The 16,171-nt window shown below is 58.2% G+C and carries 21 protein-coding genes and 1 pseudogene; 2 read left to right on the forward strand and 20 right to left on the reverse strand.

Features of this window, described 5'->3' with window-relative positions; all coding sequences use genetic code 11:
• Positions 1–4 precede the first annotated feature (4 nt).
• From ACFVHU_RS04545 to truA, 6 genes are all read right to left on the reverse strand, one after another.
• Entirely contained in the window at positions 5–724 is a 720-nt protein-coding gene (locus tag ACFVHU_RS04545; RefSeq protein ID WP_133833634.1) for an SDR family NAD(P)-dependent oxidoreductase, read from the reverse strand.
• Positions 725–770: 46 nt separating this feature from the next.
• On the reverse strand, positions 771–2,144 hold the full coding sequence (locus tag ACFVHU_RS04550; RefSeq protein ID WP_388022708.1) for a UDP-glucose dehydrogenase family protein: 1,374 nt from the start codon (positions 2,142–2,144) through the stop codon (positions 771–773).
• A 148-nt stretch (positions 2,145–2,292) separates the two neighbouring features.
• Entirely contained in the window at positions 2,293–3,639 is a 1,347-nt protein-coding gene (glmM, locus tag ACFVHU_RS04555) for a phosphoglucosamine mutase (protein ID WP_105657641.1), read from the reverse strand.
• 169 nt (positions 3,640–3,808) lie between these two features.
• Positions 3,809–4,309: a 30S ribosomal protein S9 gene (rpsI, locus tag ACFVHU_RS04560; protein WP_060702200.1), complete on the reverse strand. Its 501-nt coding sequence runs from the start codon at positions 4,307–4,309 to the stop codon at positions 3,809–3,811.
• Positions 4,310–4,347: 38 nt separating this feature from the next.
• Positions 4,348–4,791 (reverse strand): 50S ribosomal protein L13, encoded by a 444-nt coding sequence (gene rplM / locus ACFVHU_RS04565; protein ID WP_105657642.1) that lies wholly within the window; start codon positions 4,789–4,791, stop codon positions 4,348–4,350.
• A 325-nt stretch (positions 4,792–5,116) separates the two neighbouring features.
• Positions 5,117–6,052, reverse strand: a complete 936-nt coding sequence (truA, locus tag ACFVHU_RS04570; RefSeq protein ID WP_286172137.1) for a tRNA pseudouridine(38-40) synthase TruA — start codon at positions 6,050–6,052, stop codon at positions 5,117–5,119.
• Positions 6,053–6,220: 168 nt separating this feature from the next.
• Between truA and ACFVHU_RS04575 the strand changes: the two genes are divergently transcribed.
• On the forward strand, positions 6,221–6,673 hold the full coding sequence (locus tag ACFVHU_RS04575) for a hypothetical protein (protein ID WP_388022714.1): 453 nt from the start codon (positions 6,221–6,223) through the stop codon (positions 6,671–6,673).
• 127 nt (positions 6,674–6,800) lie between these two features.
• Positions 6,801–7,241 (forward strand): hypothetical protein, encoded by a 441-nt coding sequence (locus ACFVHU_RS04580; protein ID WP_133833631.1) that lies wholly within the window; start codon positions 6,801–6,803, stop codon positions 7,239–7,241.
• Between the two features lie 166 nt (positions 7,242–7,407).
• Here the strand turns inward: ACFVHU_RS04580 and rplQ are convergent.
• The 14 genes and pseudogenes from rplQ to rplF form a co-directional block, all read right to left on the reverse strand.
• A pseudogene (rplQ, locus tag ACFVHU_RS04585) lies at positions 7,408–7,848 on the reverse strand (50S ribosomal protein L17); the annotation flags it as partial.
• Between the two features lie 82 nt (positions 7,849–7,930).
• Positions 7,931–8,932 (reverse strand): DNA-directed RNA polymerase subunit alpha, encoded by a 1,002-nt coding sequence (locus tag ACFVHU_RS04590; protein WP_105657647.1) that lies wholly within the window; start codon positions 8,930–8,932, stop codon positions 7,931–7,933.
• Between the two features lie 170 nt (positions 8,933–9,102).
• The gene (rpsK, locus tag ACFVHU_RS04595; protein WP_388022717.1) at positions 9,103–9,504 is read right to left on the reverse strand and encodes a 30S ribosomal protein S11; all 402 of its coding nucleotides are present in this window, start codon (positions 9,502–9,504) and stop codon (positions 9,103–9,105) included.
• A 43-nt stretch (positions 9,505–9,547) separates the two neighbouring features.
• The gene (gene rpsM, locus ACFVHU_RS04600) at positions 9,548–9,922 is read right to left on the reverse strand and encodes a 30S ribosomal protein S13 (RefSeq protein ID WP_105657648.1); all 375 of its coding nucleotides are present in this window, start codon (positions 9,920–9,922) and stop codon (positions 9,548–9,550) included.
• A 148-nt stretch (positions 9,923–10,070) separates the two neighbouring features.
• Entirely contained in the window at positions 10,071–10,184 is a 114-nt protein-coding gene (gene rpmJ, locus ACFVHU_RS04605; protein ID WP_013349661.1) for a 50S ribosomal protein L36, read from the reverse strand.
• Between the two features lie 125 nt (positions 10,185–10,309).
• Positions 10,310–10,531 (reverse strand): translation initiation factor IF-1, encoded by a 222-nt coding sequence (infA, locus tag ACFVHU_RS04610; protein WP_013349662.1) that lies wholly within the window; start codon positions 10,529–10,531, stop codon positions 10,310–10,312.
• Positions 10,532–10,761: 230 nt separating this feature from the next.
• Positions 10,762–11,595: a type I methionyl aminopeptidase gene (gene map, locus ACFVHU_RS04615; protein ID WP_133833629.1), complete on the reverse strand. Its 834-nt coding sequence runs from the start codon at positions 11,593–11,595 to the stop codon at positions 10,762–10,764.
• 145 nt (positions 11,596–11,740) lie between these two features.
• On the reverse strand, positions 11,741–12,313 hold the full coding sequence (locus tag ACFVHU_RS04620) for an adenylate kinase (RefSeq protein WP_105657650.1): 573 nt from the start codon (positions 12,311–12,313) through the stop codon (positions 11,741–11,743).
• The gene (secY, locus tag ACFVHU_RS04625) at positions 12,310–13,614 is read right to left on the reverse strand and encodes a preprotein translocase subunit SecY (protein WP_105657651.1); all 1,305 of its coding nucleotides are present in this window, start codon (positions 13,612–13,614) and stop codon (positions 12,310–12,312) included. The genes ACFVHU_RS04620 and secY overlap by 4 nt, the downstream gene beginning before the upstream one ends.
• Positions 13,615–13,870: 256 nt before the next feature.
• Positions 13,871–14,323 carry a 50S ribosomal protein L15 gene (gene rplO, locus ACFVHU_RS04630; protein WP_105657652.1) on the reverse strand — a complete coding sequence of 151 codons (453 nt, stop codon included), beginning with the start codon at positions 14,321–14,323 and terminating at the stop codon, positions 13,871–13,873.
• 2 nt (positions 14,324–14,325) lie between these two features.
• On the reverse strand, positions 14,326–14,532 hold the full coding sequence (gene rpmD / locus ACFVHU_RS04635) for a 50S ribosomal protein L30 (RefSeq protein WP_073705901.1): 207 nt from the start codon (positions 14,530–14,532) through the stop codon (positions 14,326–14,328).
• 3 nt (positions 14,533–14,535) lie between these two features.
• Positions 14,536–15,213 (reverse strand): 30S ribosomal protein S5, encoded by a 678-nt coding sequence (rpsE, locus tag ACFVHU_RS04640; RefSeq protein ID WP_181148849.1) that lies wholly within the window; start codon positions 15,211–15,213, stop codon positions 14,536–14,538.
• A gap of 29 nt (positions 15,214–15,242) precedes the next feature.
• On the reverse strand, positions 15,243–15,614 hold the full coding sequence (gene rplR / locus ACFVHU_RS04645; RefSeq protein ID WP_105657654.1) for a 50S ribosomal protein L18: 372 nt from the start codon (positions 15,612–15,614) through the stop codon (positions 15,243–15,245).
• Positions 15,615–15,616: 2 nt separating this feature from the next.
• A complete protein-coding gene (gene rplF / locus ACFVHU_RS04650; protein WP_105657655.1) occupies positions 15,617–16,153 on the reverse strand; it encodes a 50S ribosomal protein L6 in 537 nt (178 codons plus the stop codon).
• Positions 16,154–16,171 lie beyond the last annotated feature (18 nt).

Genomic DNA, 16,171 nt, shown 5'->3' on the forward strand with positions numbered 1-16,171 from the left:
CCCTCTAGAGGCCGCCAGAAACTTTGAGAACGCTGCCGGTGGTGTAGGCGGCTTCGCTAGACAATAGCCAAGCCACCGCACCGGCTACTTCTGTCGGCTTGCCTGCGCGTCCCATCGGGATCGTCTCGGCGATTTGCGCAGGGCGCTGTGGATCCTTATGGAATTCAGTCCAAAGCGTTCCCGGGCTAACCGCATTCACTCGGATGCCGTCCTTAGCCAGTTCCTTGGACAGTCCCACTGTCAAGGCTTCTACTCCGGCCTTGGCTGCAGCGTAATGCACGTACGTGAAGGGGCTTCCGGATTCAGCCGCCACCGATGAAATGTTCACGATTGCACCACCGCCATGTGACTGGAGCAGGGGCAGCGCATATTTAATGCAGGTAATTGGGCCCAGAAGATTCACGTTCAGATCCGCGGCGATATCGGTCAACTCGTTGTCTGCCAGATTTCCGATGGCCGTCGCTGATCCCGCGTTGTTTACCAGTCCTTCAAGTTCACCAATGTCCTTCACTCGGGCGAAGAACCTTGCCACTGATTCTTCATTGGCGCAGTCGATCTGCAGGACATGGCAAATAGCGCCGAGCTCACGGACTTTATCTGCCACTGCCTGCGCCGATTTCTCATCCTGCCTGTAGCCGATGATCAAGTTGCGGTCGGTGGCTAGACGCACCGCAATCGCGGCTCCTAAGCCACGACCACCGCCGGTGACCACAGTGTATGCCATGCGGCTCCCCCTCTCTTGCAGTTGCGGTCGCGTACCGCAGCTAGCTTCAGGAAGCCTGTACCGGAATCGAGGTAGTTGCCGGAGCCATGTTGCCCAGCTCGAAGTATTCACCCGGACCGGTAACAGTCCAGCCCTGATTCCGCCATTCAGGGCGGTCCAGGACGTTGCGCCCGTCAATCAGCTGCTTGTTGGCCACTACGTCTTCCAGATCCGACGGATTCAGTTCGCGGAATTCATTCCATTCGGTCAGCACCAAGGTCAGGTCCGCATCCTTCGCCGCTTCCTTGAAGGAATCAACGTAGTTCAAGCGCGGGAAGCGGCCGGCAGCGTTGGCGTTGCCTTCTGGGTCGTAGACCGAGACTTCAGCGCCCTCGTTGTACAGGCGGACGGCGATATCCAGTGCTGGCGAGTCCCGCACATCATCGCTGTTCGGCTTGAAGGTCACGCCAAGTACGCAAACATGCTTGCCTGCCAGCTCATTGCCCAGCATGTGCGAGGCCAGCGAGACCACGCGGTCACGGCGGCGCAAATTGATCTGGTCGACTTCAGCCAAGAAGCCCATGGTCTGGCTCAGGCCAAGTTCGCTGACGCGTGCTTGGAGGGCTCGAATGTCCTTGGGCAGGCAACCGCCGCCGAAGCCCACTCCAGCGTTCAGGAAGCGGCGTCCAATGCGCTTATCGTGGCCAATGGCGTCGGCAAGGACCTTGATGTCGCCGCCTACGGTTTCAGTCACCTCGGCAAAGGCGTTGATGAAAGAAATCTTGGTAGCCAGGAAGGCGTTGGCTGCAACCTTGACCAGTTCTGCAGTCTCCAGGTCCGTGGCGATCTCCGGAGTATCCAAGGCAAGGATCGGTGCATAGACTTTGCGCAGCAGTTCCAGTCCGCGTTCATGCTCCAGGCCGTAGACCAGGCGATCGGGGCGCAGGGTATCCTGGACGGCGAAGCCTTCTCGAAGGAACTCCGGATTCCATGCCAGCGCGATGCTGCTTCCGTTCTTGGCGTCTTGGGCAATTGTCTCGCTCAGCCGGCGTGCGGTGCCTACCGGCACGGTGGACTTGCCGACAATCAGCGCTTCGCCGGTGATGTGCTCCAGCAGCGAATCCACGGCACCGTCTACGTAGGACATGTCTGCGGATTGCGAGTCGGCGCGCTGCGGGGTGCCCACGGTGATGAAGTGGATATCCGCGCCGGCAGCGACTTCTGCGTAGCTGTCGGTGAAGCGCAGGCGTCCGGAGGCCACATGCTTGCGCAGCAGTTCTGGCAGGCCTGGCTCGTGGAAGGGCAGAACGCCAGCGGCCAGTGCTTCCAGCTTGGCTTTGTCTACGTCCAGTCCAATGACTTCATAGCCCAGTTCAGCCATGCAGGCGGCATGGGTTGCACCGAGGTAGCCGGTGCCGATCACGCTGATGCGTAAAGTCACGAAAGTCCTTCTCTCCGAGAACGCGAACCGATATCAGTTTCTATTAGTTAGCATGCCACACCCCCGCAGCGTGTTCCGGCGTGGAACGCGCTGCGGGGGTGTGATTTTTCTTGATATTTACGTGTTGGTTGCTGGGAAGCCACTGGGCCTAGAGGGCCAGATGCTCCTTGACCGATCCTGCCAGGGCTTCGGCTTCGGCCTGGGCCTGCTCGTGGGTAGCTGCCTCGACCATGACGCGAACTACTGGCTCGGTCCCCGATGGACGCAGCAGCACACGGCCGGTGGTGCCCAAGCGTGCCTCAGCAGCGGCAATTGCCCGCTGCAGCGGTTCGCATTCTGGAACGCTGGCCTTGTCTACGCCGCGTACGTTGATCAGGACCTGTGGCAGGACGGTCAGCACGGCAGCAAGTTCCTTCAGGGTCTTGCCGGTAGCCTTCACGCGGGCCGCAATCATCAGGCCGGTCAGCACGCCGTCGCCGGTGGTGGCGTGCTTGGAGAAGATCACGTGGCCGGATTGCTCGCCACCCAGGGAGTAATCGCCTTCGCGCATGCCTTCGAGCACGTAGCGGTCACCCACGCCGGTCTGCTTAACAGTGATGCCTGCTGCTTCCATGGCCAGGGTCAGGCCGAGGTTGCTCATCACGGTGGCAACCAGGGTGTTGTCCTTGAGTTCGCCGCGGTCCTTCATGTCCAGTGCCATGACGGCCATGATCTGGTCACCGTCGACGACGGTGCCTTCATGGTCTACTGCAAGACAGCGGTCAGCGTCGCCGTCGTGCGCGATGCCCAGGTCCGCGCCGTGCTCCAGCACAGCGGCCTGCAGCTTCTCCAGGTGGGTGGAGCCGTAGCCGTCATTGATGTTGATGCCGTCTGGATCTGCGCCAATCACGACGATCTCGGCGCCGGCAGCCTTGAACACCTCTGGGGAGCAGCCCGAAGCAGCGCCGTGGGCGCAGTCCAGAACTACCTTCATGCCATCCAGCCGGTTGGGCAGGGCCTGCAGCAGGTGCATGATGTAGCGGTCCTCAGCGTCGGCGAAACGCGAGACTCGACCTACCTCACCGCCGGTTGGGCGTGGCTTTGGCATCTTCAAGCAGGCTTCGATGGCATCTTCCAGCGCATCGTCCAGCTTCTTGCCGCCACGGGCTAAGAACTTAATACCGTTATCCGGAGCCGCGTTGTGCGAGGCGGAGATCATGACACCGAAATCGGCGTTCAGGTCCCCTACCAGGAATGCCGCCGCAGGAGTCGGCAGCGTGCCGGCATCCATGACGTCTACGCCGGAGGCGGCCAGGCCGGCCTCAATTGCGGCAGACAGGAAGTCACCACTGATGCGCGGGTCCTTGGCAACCACAGCGACCGGCTTGTAGCCGTCCTCTGGCTGGCTCAAGCCCAGCACCACCGATGCCGCCTGCGCCAGTTCCAGCGCGAGCTCGGGAGTTAACAGTTCGTTTGCTTTTCCTCGGACCCCATCGGTCCCAAATAACCTTGCCATCGCCTTCAATCATATGCCCTCTGCATTGATTTATACGGCTTAAAGTCCCGCATTGGCAGTGAGATGAGAAAAGATTACTGGGATCTTGCAGTCTTCGGCGTTAAAAGGCCAAAGGCCCCGGCGTCCTTTGCAGGATGCCAGGGCCTTTGGAAAGACCTTGAAGCAAGGTTTAGCGCTTCGAGAACTGCGAAGCCTTACGTGCCTTCTTCAGACCAGCCTTCTTGCGCTCGATGACGCGTGCGTCACGAGTCAAGTAGCCAGCCTTCTTCAGGGTGGCGCGGTTTGCATCGCGATCGATCTCGTTCAGCGAGCGAGCGATACCCAAACGCAGTGCACCGGCCTGGCCGGAAATGCCGCCACCGTTGATACGAGCGATAACGTCGTAAGCACCCTCAAGACCAAGGATCTTGAAAGGCTCGTTGACGTCCTGCTGGTGCAGCTTGTTAGGGAAGAAGTTCTCCAGGGTGCGACCGTTAACGGTCCACTTGCCGGTGCCTGGTACCAGGCGAACGCGGGCGATAGCCTGCTTGCGACGGCCAACTGCTGCACCTGGAACGGTAAGCGGAGCGCGCTCGGTTTCGGCAACTACAGCCGAAGCAGAGGTCTCGGTGGTGTAAGTCGAAGGGGTCTCGCCTTCGAATTCAGTGGTTTCTTCAGCGTTCTGAGCCACGATAATCTCCTATTAAGTATTTCTTCTCGGGGCCAGGACTACTGAGCGACCTGGGTGATTTCCAGTGCCTTTGGCGACTGAGCAGCGTGTGGGTGCTCGGCGCCGCGGTAGACCTTCAGCTTCGACAGCTGGGCATCGGAAAGCTTGTTCTTAGGCAGCATGCCCTTGATGGCCTTCTCAACAGCCAGTACTGGGTTCTTTTCCAGCAGGTCTGCGTAGTTGATGCTCTTCAGGCCACCTGGGAAACCGGAGTGGCGGTAAGCGCGCTTGTTCAGCAGCTTCTTACCGGTCAGTGCAACCTTGTCTGCATTGATGATGATGACATGGTCGCCCATGTCCATGTGTGCAGCATAGGTTGGCTTGTGCTTGCCGCGCAGCAGGGTTGCGGCCTGGACGGCGAGACGGCCGAGTACTACGTCGGTGGCGTCAATGACAAACCACTGACGAGTCTGGTCAGCCGGCTTTGGGGTGTACGTACGCACAGTAATTGCCTTACGTTGATTCGTTTCTGGTCAAACAGTCGCTTGGCTGAAGGCGGTGAGATCCCCCAGTGACAGGCACTGTCGTGTTGTTCTTGTGTTTAGACCAGTACGCCAGGTGAGGACTGATGATAACCGGCCGTCCATATATTGTTCGCACACCCAGCAGACCAGCGACTATGCAACTAAGCCGTCACGCTTGGGCGTGTAGTGTCGAACGTGGACATACACAACTCATAAAAGTTTAGCGGATTAAAGTGTTTCCGGCCAAAAAAGCATGTACGTCGTGAGCAACAACACCCTTAAGATCCCGGGGATTATCGGCTAATCAGCTTTCCATGCAGGCTTCGTCAACCTCAGCTTCGGTTCGCCGTGCGCGGGTCAGGAGTGCTCGTTCCGCCAGTTCTTCAACCTCTGGGTAGTAGACCTCTTCGAGGACCAGGGCCCGCGGGTGCGAAAGCTTGGTCTTGGAGTCGCGGACCATCTGTTCCAGCCGCTGGGCCAGGAACCCCGGTTGCTCACGCCCGTCCCCCACCATCATCGCGGCACCGATTAGCGCACGGACCATGTTGTGGCAGAAGGCATCGGCCTTCAAATGGGCCAGTACCAAGCCGTCGGCTCCACGGGTGAAGGTGAATTCCTGCAGGGTACGAATGGTCGTGGCATGCGGACGGGGCTTGCAGTAGGTCAAGAAGTCGTGGCGGCCCAGCACGCTTTGCGCCTCGCGATTCATCGCCTCGACATCCAGCTCTTCACGGTGCCACGTGGTCAGGTGCCGGGTCAGTGGATCCCAGCGCTGCTGCCCATCGGCAATCCGGTAGGAGTAGCGGCGGGCCAGCGCGGAGAAGCGGGCATCGAAGCCTTCTGGTGCGCGTTCGGCTTCATGCACCCAAACGGCACCATCTTGACGGCCAAGGATGCCGTTGATGCGGCGTACGAGCGCAGGACCGGGAGCCAAGGGCGCCTTGCGTGGCAGTCCCGCGTATTCTTCCTCGGTCAAATCGAAGTGCACCACCTGGTGGCGGGCATGCACACCTGCATCGGTGCGTCCGGCAACAACCACGCGCACGCGGCGCCGGATCATCATTTCCAGGGCCTCTTCAACCAGCTGCTGCACGCCCAAGACATTGGGCTGGCGAGCCCAACCGCTATAGGCGGCACCGTCGTATCCGAGCACCATGCGCATGCGGATCCATGCTGGTGCTGCAGTGGCCCCCAATGCGGTGGTGCCCATTGGATCGATGCTTTCTGGCTGAGTACTCATGTATTCAATTATGCGTAAGCAGACGTGCAACCGTCGAATCAAGTGCCCGCCTTCACGCCGTTATCCACAGGCGCCAAAACGAGAGCTGCTGCCGGGAGTAGCCTATGTGCATTCCACGGACCTGCCGCGCAGGCGGCTGGTTCACTAGCAACGTTCTAAGGTCTCGCCATGTTCAGGAATGCAGTTAGCTTTATCGCGATATCCGCTGCTGTCCCGCTCTGCTTAAGTGGTTGCAGTTCGGGACAGCTGAGCACAAAGCAATCATGCGCCCTCATTAATGAACTGGCCGTAGAGCATTTCATCGAGGAAAAGTGGGCGCTGGCATATATGGGAATTCTTGCGCAGAATTCACAACCTGCGATTGAGGCTTTGGAAACAGCCATCGGCATCTACCGGGAAGTCTCCGAGCAAACTGGCAATAGGCACTTGCGCACTGCATTGCGGTCCGAAATCGAAAACTACCAAGACTTCATTGACCTCATTGCCAATCGCTCCTTTGACGATCCAACGCTCGCGTCAGACGTTGAGGCAGCCGAGGGCGGACTGCAAGATCGATACACCGACTATGTGCGTGAAACGTGCCCAGCTTCCGCTTCTGAACCTGATCCGTCCGCTTCTTAGGAAACCGCTGCTTGCCGATCCGCTCATGTCATACACTGCCTGCAATAACTCCTGATTATAGAATAAACAGGTACTTATCGGTGCCTCACGTGCTGGGCCATCGGATCATCATCGTCTAAGGATCTCCATGTTGAAAAAGTTCGCGGCATCTGCCGCTGCGCTCACCCTTGCATCTGTCATGCTCACTGGTTGCAGTGCAGGCAAACTGTCCACCGAGGAAACCTGCGTTTACATCAACGACCAGGTGGCTGAACGCGGACTGCAGAAGAAGGCGGAGGACTCCAGCGCTGAGCTCTTGGCTGGCGATACATCGGCTTATGCCGAGATCATGAACGAGTTTGATTCCATCCTGGGCGAAGCCGCTGAGAACACGAAGGACAACAAGCTTGCCACGTCCTTGAATGCGGCATCGGAGCAGACCAAGAAAATGGCTGGCCTGATGGCTGAGGGCAACAGCAGCAACATGATGGAAATTTCGCAGAAGATCGCCGAACTGGATACGGCTGAGGCTTCCGAGGCTACCGAATACCTGAATACGGCTTGCCCGGACATGGATTCGTTCAGCTAGGCAATTCCAAGATGCGGATGCCCCTGCCCTCCAACTGACGGGCAAGATCACCCGCGTCTTCACGCAAACAGGCATAAAAAAAGATTCCCGTTGGTTCCTTGCGGATCCAACGGGAATCTTTTTCGCCTTTGCAGGCGAGAGAGCATTAGCTCGAAGGGGCTTAGGCCTCTTCGGTCTCAGCAGCCTTCTCGGTAGCCTTGGTGGCTTCCTTGACGACAGCCTGCTTTGGCGAAACTGGCTCCATCACGAGCTCGATAACAGCCATAGGAGCGTTGTCGCCCTTGCGGTTACCGATCTTGGTGATGCGGGTGTAGCCACCCTCGCGGTTTGCCATTGCTGGTGCGATGTTCTCGAACAGTTCGTGAACGATCGACTTGTTGGTGCGCGAACGCGAAGCGATGACGGCCTGGACGCGGCGACGCGAAGCCAGGTCTCCGCGCTTAGCGAAGGTGATCAGGCGCTCTGCGTGTGGACGCAGACGCTTGGCACGGGTCAGGGTGGTGGTGATCTTCTTGTTCTCGAAGAGCTGTGCCGACATGTTAGCGAAAATCAATCGCTCATGTGCTGCACTGCCGCCGAGACGCGGACCCTTGGTAGGGGTAGGCATTGTGGTTCTCCTAGATGAATAACCCGTACTGGACGAATATTTCGTTCAGTCGGATGAAGTAGTGTGTCGCTAGACGCGGGTCTTACAGACCTTCGTCGTATTCGTCGCCATCGTCGATGGCGCTACGAGCGGCCAGATCGAAGCCTGGAGGGGAATCCTTCAGGGCCAGACCCAGTTCAACCAGCTTGGCCTTGACTTCGTCAATGGACTTCGCACCGAAGTTGCGGATGTCCATCAAGTCGGCCTCGGAGCGGGTTACGAGTTCACCCACAGAGTGGATGCCCTCACGCTTCAAGCAGTTGTACGAACGAACGGTGAGTTCCAGATCCTCGATCGGCAGCGCCATGTCAGCAGCCATAGCTGCATCGGTTGGCGATGGACCGATTTCGATACCTTCAGCCTGAGTGTTCAGTTCGCGGAACAAACCGAACAGCTCAACCAGGGTGGTACCTGCGGATGCAACTGCATCGCGCGGGGTGATCGATTCCTTGGTCTCCACGTCAACGATCAAACGATCGAAGTCGGTGCGCTGCTCGACACGGGTTGCTTCCACGCGGAAGGTCACCTTCAACACTGGGGAGTAGATCGAATCAACTGGGATTCGACCGATCTCGCCATCAATGTTCTTGTTCTGAGCGGCAGACACATAGCCACGGCCGCGCTCAATGGTCAGTTCCATGTCGAACTTGCCATTGGCGTTGAGGGTGGCGATGTGCAGATCAGGGTTGTGGAACTCCACACCTGCTGGAGGGGTGATGTCCGCTGCAGTAACGATGCCCGGGCCCTGCTTGCGCAGGTAGGCAACGACTGGCTCGTCGTGCTCGGAAGATACTGACAGGTTCTTGATGTTCAAGACCAGTTCGGTGACATCTTCCTTGACACCGGCTACGGTGGTGAACTCATGCAGTACACCGTCAATTCGAACACTGGTGACAGAAGCACCAGGAATCGAAGAGAGCAGGGTACGGCGGAGCGAGTTACCAAGGGTGTAGCCAAAGCCTGGCTCCAGTGGTTCGATAACGAACCGGGAGCGGTTTTCGGCAACTACTTCTTCGGTCAGGGTTGGGCGCTGCGTAATGAGCACTTACATTTCCTTTCAGCGAGCGTCCGCTATATGACGCCTCACGGGGGTGGAAACGACGGTAGCCTGAGGTGGCCGTTCGTCTTTTTGCAGGCTAATAAGTCCAAGACAGTCACCGGAGCACCCACGAGTGAATGCTTCGGTGACTTCTTAGGCTAAGCCTAGCGAATCAATTAGACGCGGGGACGCTTCGATGGGCGGCAACCGTTGTGAGCGCTTGGGGAAACATCCTGGATGGATCCAACCTCAAGGCCAGCAGCCTGCAGCGAACGGATCGCGGTTTCGCGTCCCGAGCCTGGGCCCTTGACGAAAACGTCAACCTTGCGCATGCCGTGCTCCTGAGCGCGCTTTGCAGCGGACTCAGCAGCCATCTGGGCAGCGTATGGGGTCGACTTGCGCGAACCCTTCATGCCTACCTCGCCGGCCGAAGCCCACGAGATAACAGCGCCAGTCGGATCGGTGATCGATACGATGGTGTTGTTGAAGGTGCTCTTGATATGCGCCTGTCCCTGCGCAATATTCTTTTTGTCCTTGCGACGCGGCTTACGTACCGCTCCACGAGTCTTTGGGGGCATTTCTTCTCCTACGAAAAAAGTATTTGAACTAGATCGCTAAGATTTAGCGAGTCTTCTTCTTACCTGCGACGGTACGCTTCGGGCCCTTACGGGTACGTGCGTTGGTCTTGGTGCGCTGACCGCGGACCGGCAGGCCCTTACGGTGACGAATACCTTCGTAGGATCCGATCTCAACCTTGCGGCGAATGTCAGCCTGAACCTCACGGCGCAGGTCACCTTCAACCTTGTAGGTGCCTTCGACGAAGTCGCGCAGCTGCACGAGCTGGTCATCGGTGAGATCCTTGACGCGAGTGTCCGGGCTGATGCCGGTCGCTGCGATGGTCTCTTCTGCACGGGTCTTGCCCACGCCGTAGATGTAAGTCAGCGCGATAATTACGCGCTTCTCGCGTGGAATGTCCACGCCTGCTAAACGAGCCAAGTGGCTACCTTTCAACGAACGGAGGTCTGGAGCAGTACCTTCCGTGATTGCTCACGGCCCCGGCCTCCGAATCCGGGGGTACACCAGGACTTTCGTCCTAGCTGATACTGCCTAATTGACTACGCGTGGGAATCCCGTAAAAACGGAATTAGCCCTGACGCTGCTTGTGGCGTGGGTTCTCGCAGATCACCATGACCACGCCGTTACGACGGATCACCTTGCACTTGTCGCAGATCGGCTTCACGCTAGGGTTAACCTTCAAGGCTTTGTCCTTTTGCGGTTGCAGTTAAATGTGGAGCAGTAAAAAGCTTTGCCCAAGAACATCATTCAGCGGCCGTAGCACAAGATTGCGCTGCGCACGCTGGGAAAGTCTTGGATTCTGCAGATTTACTTGTAGCGGTAAACGATGCGACCTCGGTTGAGGTCGTATGGGCTCATTTCAACCTGCACTCGGTCCTCTGGGAGGATTCGAATGTAGTGCTGACGCATCTTACCCGAGATAGTGGCGAGCACTACGTGTCCATTCGGCAGCTCCACGCGGAACATCGCGTTCGGCAGTGCTTCCGAGACGGTGCCCTCTACCTGGATGACGCCTTCCTTCTTGCCCATTTTCCCCGCTAACTTTTTTTGTTGGCAATTTCCACCAACAAGTAATTGGTTCTGGTCCTTGATCCCTGTACCGAAAACCCGAGGGTTTTAGGCGCAATTAAATCAGGAACCAACAAACAACGATACGGCATTAGTCCACACAGTGCCAATCGTTCATTGACATTTAAAATGTTAGATCCAGCACGCCACAGCCATGTGGCGTACTGGATCCGATGATTTCCAGGCTGGTGCTAGCCCTGGATCGGCGATGGGGTCACGCCGAATGGGGCCAGTCCGGCCGCTCCCCCATCGTGCGCGGTCAATACCCAGATGCCGCCCATGTGGAATGCCACGGTGTGCTCCCACTGCGAGGCGTTGGACTTGTCGTTGGTGACAACAGTCCAGTCGTCTTCCAGCACGGAGGTTTCGATGCCACCGCGAACCAGCATTGGCTCGATGGCCAAGCACATGCCCGGCTTGATGCGTGGGCCGCGGTGCCCCGAGTTGTAGTTCAGCACATCCGGTGCCATGTGCATCTGCGAACCGATGCCATGGCCGCAGTAATCCTCGAGGATGCCCAGCTCGTCGCCTGGCTGGCTGGTGACGAAGTCATCGATGGCCTGGCCGATCTGGCCGATGAAGCGTGCGTTGGCCGCCGCGGCGATGCCGGCCCACATGGCCTGCTCGGTGATGTCGCTCAGGCGCTGGTCAGCTGGGTCGATGTTCTCGCCCACCAGCACGGTGCGTGCCGAGTCGGAGTGCCAGCCGTCGATGATGGCGCCGCCATCGATCTTCAGCACGTCGCCGTCCCTCAGCTCGTAGTCCGATGGGAAGCCGTGGACTACCTCGTGATTGACCGAAGCGCAGATGTTCGCTGGGAAGCCATGGTAGCCAAGGAAGTTGCTGGTCGCGTTGTGGCGTTCGAGCACCTTGCCAAAGGCCTGGTTGATCTCTTCGGTCCGCACCCCGGGCCGAGCCATCGCAACGGCTTCGTCCAGCGCTTCAGCCAGCACCAATCCGGCCTGGCGCATCTTCAGGATCTCGGAGTTGGATTTGTACTCGATTTTCGGCTGTCCTAAAGCCAATGTGATTCCCCTGCCTCAAAGTGTGATGTCCTTGCCGTGTGCCGCTGCCGGCAACCGCAAGGTCCATCAATGCAAAAAGTGCGCAGGGACCGGGCTGCAACATCCATTGTTGCTGCACGGTCCCTGCGCGTTGTAACGCTTGTGTCTAGGCGTTGACGTTCAACGCTGCAAGAACACGCTCGGTGACTTCGTCGATAGCGCCCAGGCCGTCGACCTTGCGCACGATGCCGCGTTCCTCGTAGCGCTCCACAACGACGCGGGTCTCGTCGTTGTACAGGCCCAGGCGGTGGCGGATGACCTCTTCGGTGTCATCGGCGCGGCCTTCGATCTGCGCACGCTTCAGCAGACGGGCTACCAGCTCGTCGTCATCAGCGGTCAGCTGCAGCACTGCGTCCAGGGCGATGCCCTTGTTGGCCAGCATCGCATCCAGCGCGTCCACCTGCGCACTGGTGCGCGGGTAGCCATCGAGCAGGAAGCCCTTGGCGACGTCGTCCTGGTTCAGGCGGTCTTCAACCATGTTGTTGGTGACCGAATCAGGGACAAAGTCTCCGTTGTCAATGTACTTGCTGGCTTCGAGACCCAGCGGGGTTCCGCCCTTGACGTTGGCACGGAAGATGTCGCCGGTCGAGATGGCGACAATGTCCAAGCGCTCGGAGATCTTTACGGCCTGGGTGCCTTTGCCGGCACCGGGTGGTCCAATAATAAGCAGTCGACTCATCGCAGAAGCCCTTCATAGTTCCGTTGCTGCATTTGAGCATTGATTTGCTTGACGGTTTCCAAACCCACACCAACCATAATCAGGATCGATGTACCGCCAAATGGGAAGCTTTGGTCAGCGTTGAACAGCACGAAGGCAATCAGCGGGATCAACGCAACGAACGCAAGGTACAACGCGCCCGGGAAGGTAATACGGGAAATCACGTACTGCAGGTAATCGGCGGTCGGACGACCAGCACGAATGCCCGGAATGAATCCGCCGTACTTCTTCATGTTGTCGGCGACCTCTTCAGGGTTGAAGGTAATCGCAACATAGAAGTAGGTGAAGCCGATGATCATCAAGGTGTACACCAGCATGTACCACGGCGATGAAGTTGCCGAGTGCTCCTGCAGCCACATCGCCCACTGGGGCAAGGTGCCGTCATCGTTCTGGTTGAACTGAACGATCATCTGCGGCAAAGCCAGGATGGAGCTGGCGAAGATCACTGGGATCACGTTCGCCATATTCAGCTTCAATGGAATATAGGTGGAGGTGCCGCCCACGGTGCGGCGTCCCACGGTGCGCTTGGCGTACTGCACCGGAACACGTCGCTGGGACTGCTCGACGAAGACCACCAGGGCTACAATCAACAAGCCCACCAGCAGCACGCCAATGAAGGTCATGATGCCCTGCGCCTGGAAGATGGCGCCCATCGAGGATGGGAAGCCCGAAGCGATGGAGATGAAGATCAGGATGGACATGCCGTTGCCGATGCCGCGCTCGGTGATCAACTCGCCCATCCACATGATCAGGCCGGTGCCTGCGGTAAGGGTGATGATCATCAGCAGGATGACAATCAACGAGTCATCCGGGACCAGCGGAAGGGTGCAGCTTGGGAACAGGCTGCCGGTACGGGCCAGGGTGACCAAGGTGGTTCCCTGAAGCAGTGCCAAGGCGATGGTCAGGTAACGCGTGTATTGCGTCATCTTGGCCTGGCCGGCCTGGCCTTCCTTGTGCAGGGCCTCGAAGTGCGGGATCACCACACGCAGCAACTGGACGATAATTGCCGCAGTAATGTACGGCATGATTCCCATTGCGAAAACCGAGACCTGCAACAGGGCGCCGCCGCTGAACAGGTTCACGAATGAATAAAGTCCACCGGTGGTTTCACCCATTGCCAGACACTGCTGAACGTTGCTGTAATCAATGCCCGGAGCGGGAATGAATACACCGACACGATAGATCGCAATGATCCCAAGCGTGAACAGCAACTTGTTGCGCAGATCAGGCGTCCGAAAAACTCGGGCTATGGCGCTGAACAAGCGTCCTCCTGAAGTAAGTGCTTGAGCCTGAGGAAGAGATTCTTCCCAGACCTAACGATTCTAGCGGTCTGTTAGGCAATCCTGCCAAATGCGCCACACGAAATGCACACAAATGTTTGCAGGAATGATCCTAAACCGACTAATCAGCCAAGCAATTATAAGAAATCTTAGAATGTTTCGCCGAGAGAAAAAGAAAGTCCCGGTTCACGTTGATTGCTCAACGCGAACCGGGACCATTCAAAGGCTTGACCCTGTATTAGAGGGTGTTTGCCGAGCCGCCAGCAGCAGCGATCTTCTCGGAAGCGGAAGTCGAGAAGGCGTTAACCTTCACGTCAACCTTAACCGTGATGTCGCCGGTGCCCAGCACCTTGACAGGCTGGTTCTTGCGAACGGCGCCCTTGGCAACCAGTGCCTCGACGGTGACTTCGCCACCTTCTGGGAACAGTTCCGAGATCTTGTCCAGGTTTACAACCTGGAACTCGACGCGGAATGGGTTCTTGAAGCCGCGCAGCTTTGGCAGACGCATGTGCAGCGGAAGCTGACCACCTGCGAAGCCTGCCTTCACCTGGTAACGAGCCTTGGTACCCTTGGTACCGCGACCTGCGGTCTTACCCTTGGAGCCCTCACCGCGACCCACGCGGGTCTTAGCGGTCTTGGCACCCTCAGCTGGGCGCAGGTGGTGAACCTTAAGTGCTTTTTCTTCAGCCATCTCTACTTCGCCTCCTCGACCTTCAGCAGGTGTGGGACCTTGTTGACCATGCCAACAGTCACAGGATCGGCGGTGCGAACAACGGTGTGACCGATGCGCTTCAGACCCAGCGAGCGAACAACGTCGCGCTGGCTCTGGTTTCCACCAATGATGGACTTGACCTGGGTGATTGCCAGCTTGGCATCGCTTGGAACAATGTTCTTAGCCATTGATTAAGCACCTGCCTTCTGGGCCTGGATGTGACGCAGCATTGCTGCTGGTGCAACCTCGTCCAGCGGAAGACCGCGGCGAGCTGCAACAGCTTCAGGCTCTTCCAGAGCCTTCAGTGCAGCAATGGTGCCCTGAACGATGTTGATCTGGTTCTGCGAACCCATCGACTTCGACAGGATGTCGTGGATGCCTGCGCACTCCAACACGGCGCGCACTGGGCCACCGGCGATAACACCGGTACCAGGAGCTGCTGGACGGAGCAAGACAACGCCAGCGGCGGCCTCACCCTTGACCAGGTGTGGAATGGTGGTGCCAACGCGTGGAACGCGGAAGAAGGACTTCTTGGCCTCTTCTACGCCCTTTGCGATAGCAGCAGGAACTTCCTTGGCCTTACCGTAGCCAACGCCGACCATACCGTTGCCGTCGCCAACGACCACAAGTGCGGTGAAGCTGAAGCGACGACCACCCTTGACGACCTTGGAGACGCGGTTGATAGCTACAACGCGCTCAAGGAACTTGTCCTTGTCTTCGTTGCGGCTATCCTTCTGGTCACGACCACGACCGCGGCCTTCGCCACGTCCACGGCCTTCACCACGACCGCGGCCTTCGCCGCGACGGGATCCTGCGTTCTCGGTAGCGGGAGCCGATGCAGTCTCGACTGCTTCAGTAGCTTCAGACACCTGAGTTTCCTTCTTGTTAGTTGCTTCGCTCACAGTGCCAGCCCACCTTCACGTGCGCCGTCAGCAACAGCAGCCACGCGACCGTGGTACTTGTTGCCACCGCGGTCGAAGACAACTGCTTCGATGCCAGCAGCCTTGGCGCGCTCTGCAACGAGCTCACCAATGCGCTTGGACTTTGCGGTCTTGTCGGCATCGCTTGCGCGAAGATCTGCTTCCATGGTCGATGCGCTGGCCAGGGTGATACCCTGCGAGTCGTCTACGATCTGTACGAAGATGTGACGAGCCGAGCGGTTGACAACCAGGCGTGGACGAACGGAGGTACCAACGATGTGCTTGCGCAAACGCTGATGACGACGACCGCGCTGAGCGGACTTGCTCTTGCCCTTGATTCCGATAGCCATGATTACTTACCAGCCTTTCCGACCTTGCGGCGGATGATCTCGCCAGCGTAGCGAATGCCCTTGCCCTTGTAAGGCTCGGTCTTGCGCAGCTTGCGGATGTTAGCGGCAACTTCACCGACGTGCTGCTTGTCGATACCGGCAACGGTGATCTTGTTGTTGCCCTCGACCGAGAAGGTGATGCCCTCAACGGCAGCAACCTTCACTGGGTGCGAGTAGCCCAGAGCAAGCTCCAGCTCGGCACCCTTAGCCTGTACGCGGTAACCGGTACCGTGGATTTCGAGCTTCTTCTCGTAACCATCGGTTACACCAGTGATCATGTTGCTGATCAAGGTACGGGTCAGACCGTGCAGCGAACGAGCCTCGCGGGAGTCGTTCGGGCGGCTGACGGTAACAGTGTTCTCGTCCTTGGCAACGGTGATTGGAGCCTTAACGGTGATCGAAAGTTCACCCTTAGGACCCTTGACGGCGACCAGCTGGCCGTCGACGTTCAACTCAACGTTGGCAGGTACGGAAATCGGAAGACGTCCAATACGTGACATTGTATGTTTCCCCTTTCC

The organism is Glutamicibacter sp. NPDC127525 (assembly GCF_042672105.1).
Lineage (GTDB): Bacteria > Actinomycetota > Actinomycetes > Actinomycetales > Micrococcaceae > Glutamicibacter.

Coding starts and splice junctions, on each gene's coding strand:
- ACFVHU_RS04545 (WP_133833634.1), bottom strand. CDS start 724: ATGGCATACACTGTGGTCACCGGCGGTGGTCGTGGCTTAGGAGCCGCG.
- glmM (WP_105657641.1), bottom strand. CDS start 3,639: ATGGCAAGGTTATTTGGGACCGATGGGGTCCGAGGAAAAGCAAACGAA.
- truA (WP_286172137.1), bottom strand. CDS start 6,052: ATGAGTACTCAGCCAGAAAGCATCGATCCAATGGGCACCACCGCATTG.
- ACFVHU_RS04575 (WP_388022714.1), top strand. CDS start 6,221: ATGTTCAGGAATGCAGTTAGCTTTATCGCGATATCCGCTGCTGTCCCG.
- ACFVHU_RS04580 (WP_133833631.1), top strand. CDS start 6,801: ATGTTGAAAAAGTTCGCGGCATCTGCCGCTGCGCTCACCCTTGCATCT.
- rpsK (WP_388022717.1), bottom strand. CDS start 9,504: ATGCCCCCAAAGACTCGTGGAGCGGTACGTAAGCCGCGTCGCAAGGAC.
- infA (WP_013349662.1), bottom strand. CDS start 10,531: ATGGGCAAGAAGGAAGGCGTCATCCAGGTAGAGGGCACCGTCTCGGAA.
- ACFVHU_RS04620 (WP_105657650.1), bottom strand. CDS start 12,313: ATGAGTCGACTGCTTATTATTGGACCACCCGGTGCCGGCAAAGGCACC.
- rplO (WP_105657652.1), bottom strand. CDS start 14,323: ATGGCTGAAGAAAAAGCACTTAAGGTTCACCACCTGCGCCCAGCTGAG.
- rpmD (WP_073705901.1), bottom strand. CDS start 14,532: ATGGCTAAGAACATTGTTCCAAGCGATGCCAAGCTGGCAATCACCCAG.
- rplR (WP_105657654.1), bottom strand. CDS start 15,614: ATGGCTATCGGAATCAAGGGCAAGAGCAAGTCCGCTCAGCGCGGTCGT.
- rplF (WP_105657655.1), bottom strand. CDS start 16,153: ATGTCACGTATTGGACGTCTTCCGATTTCCGTACCTGCCAACGTTGAG.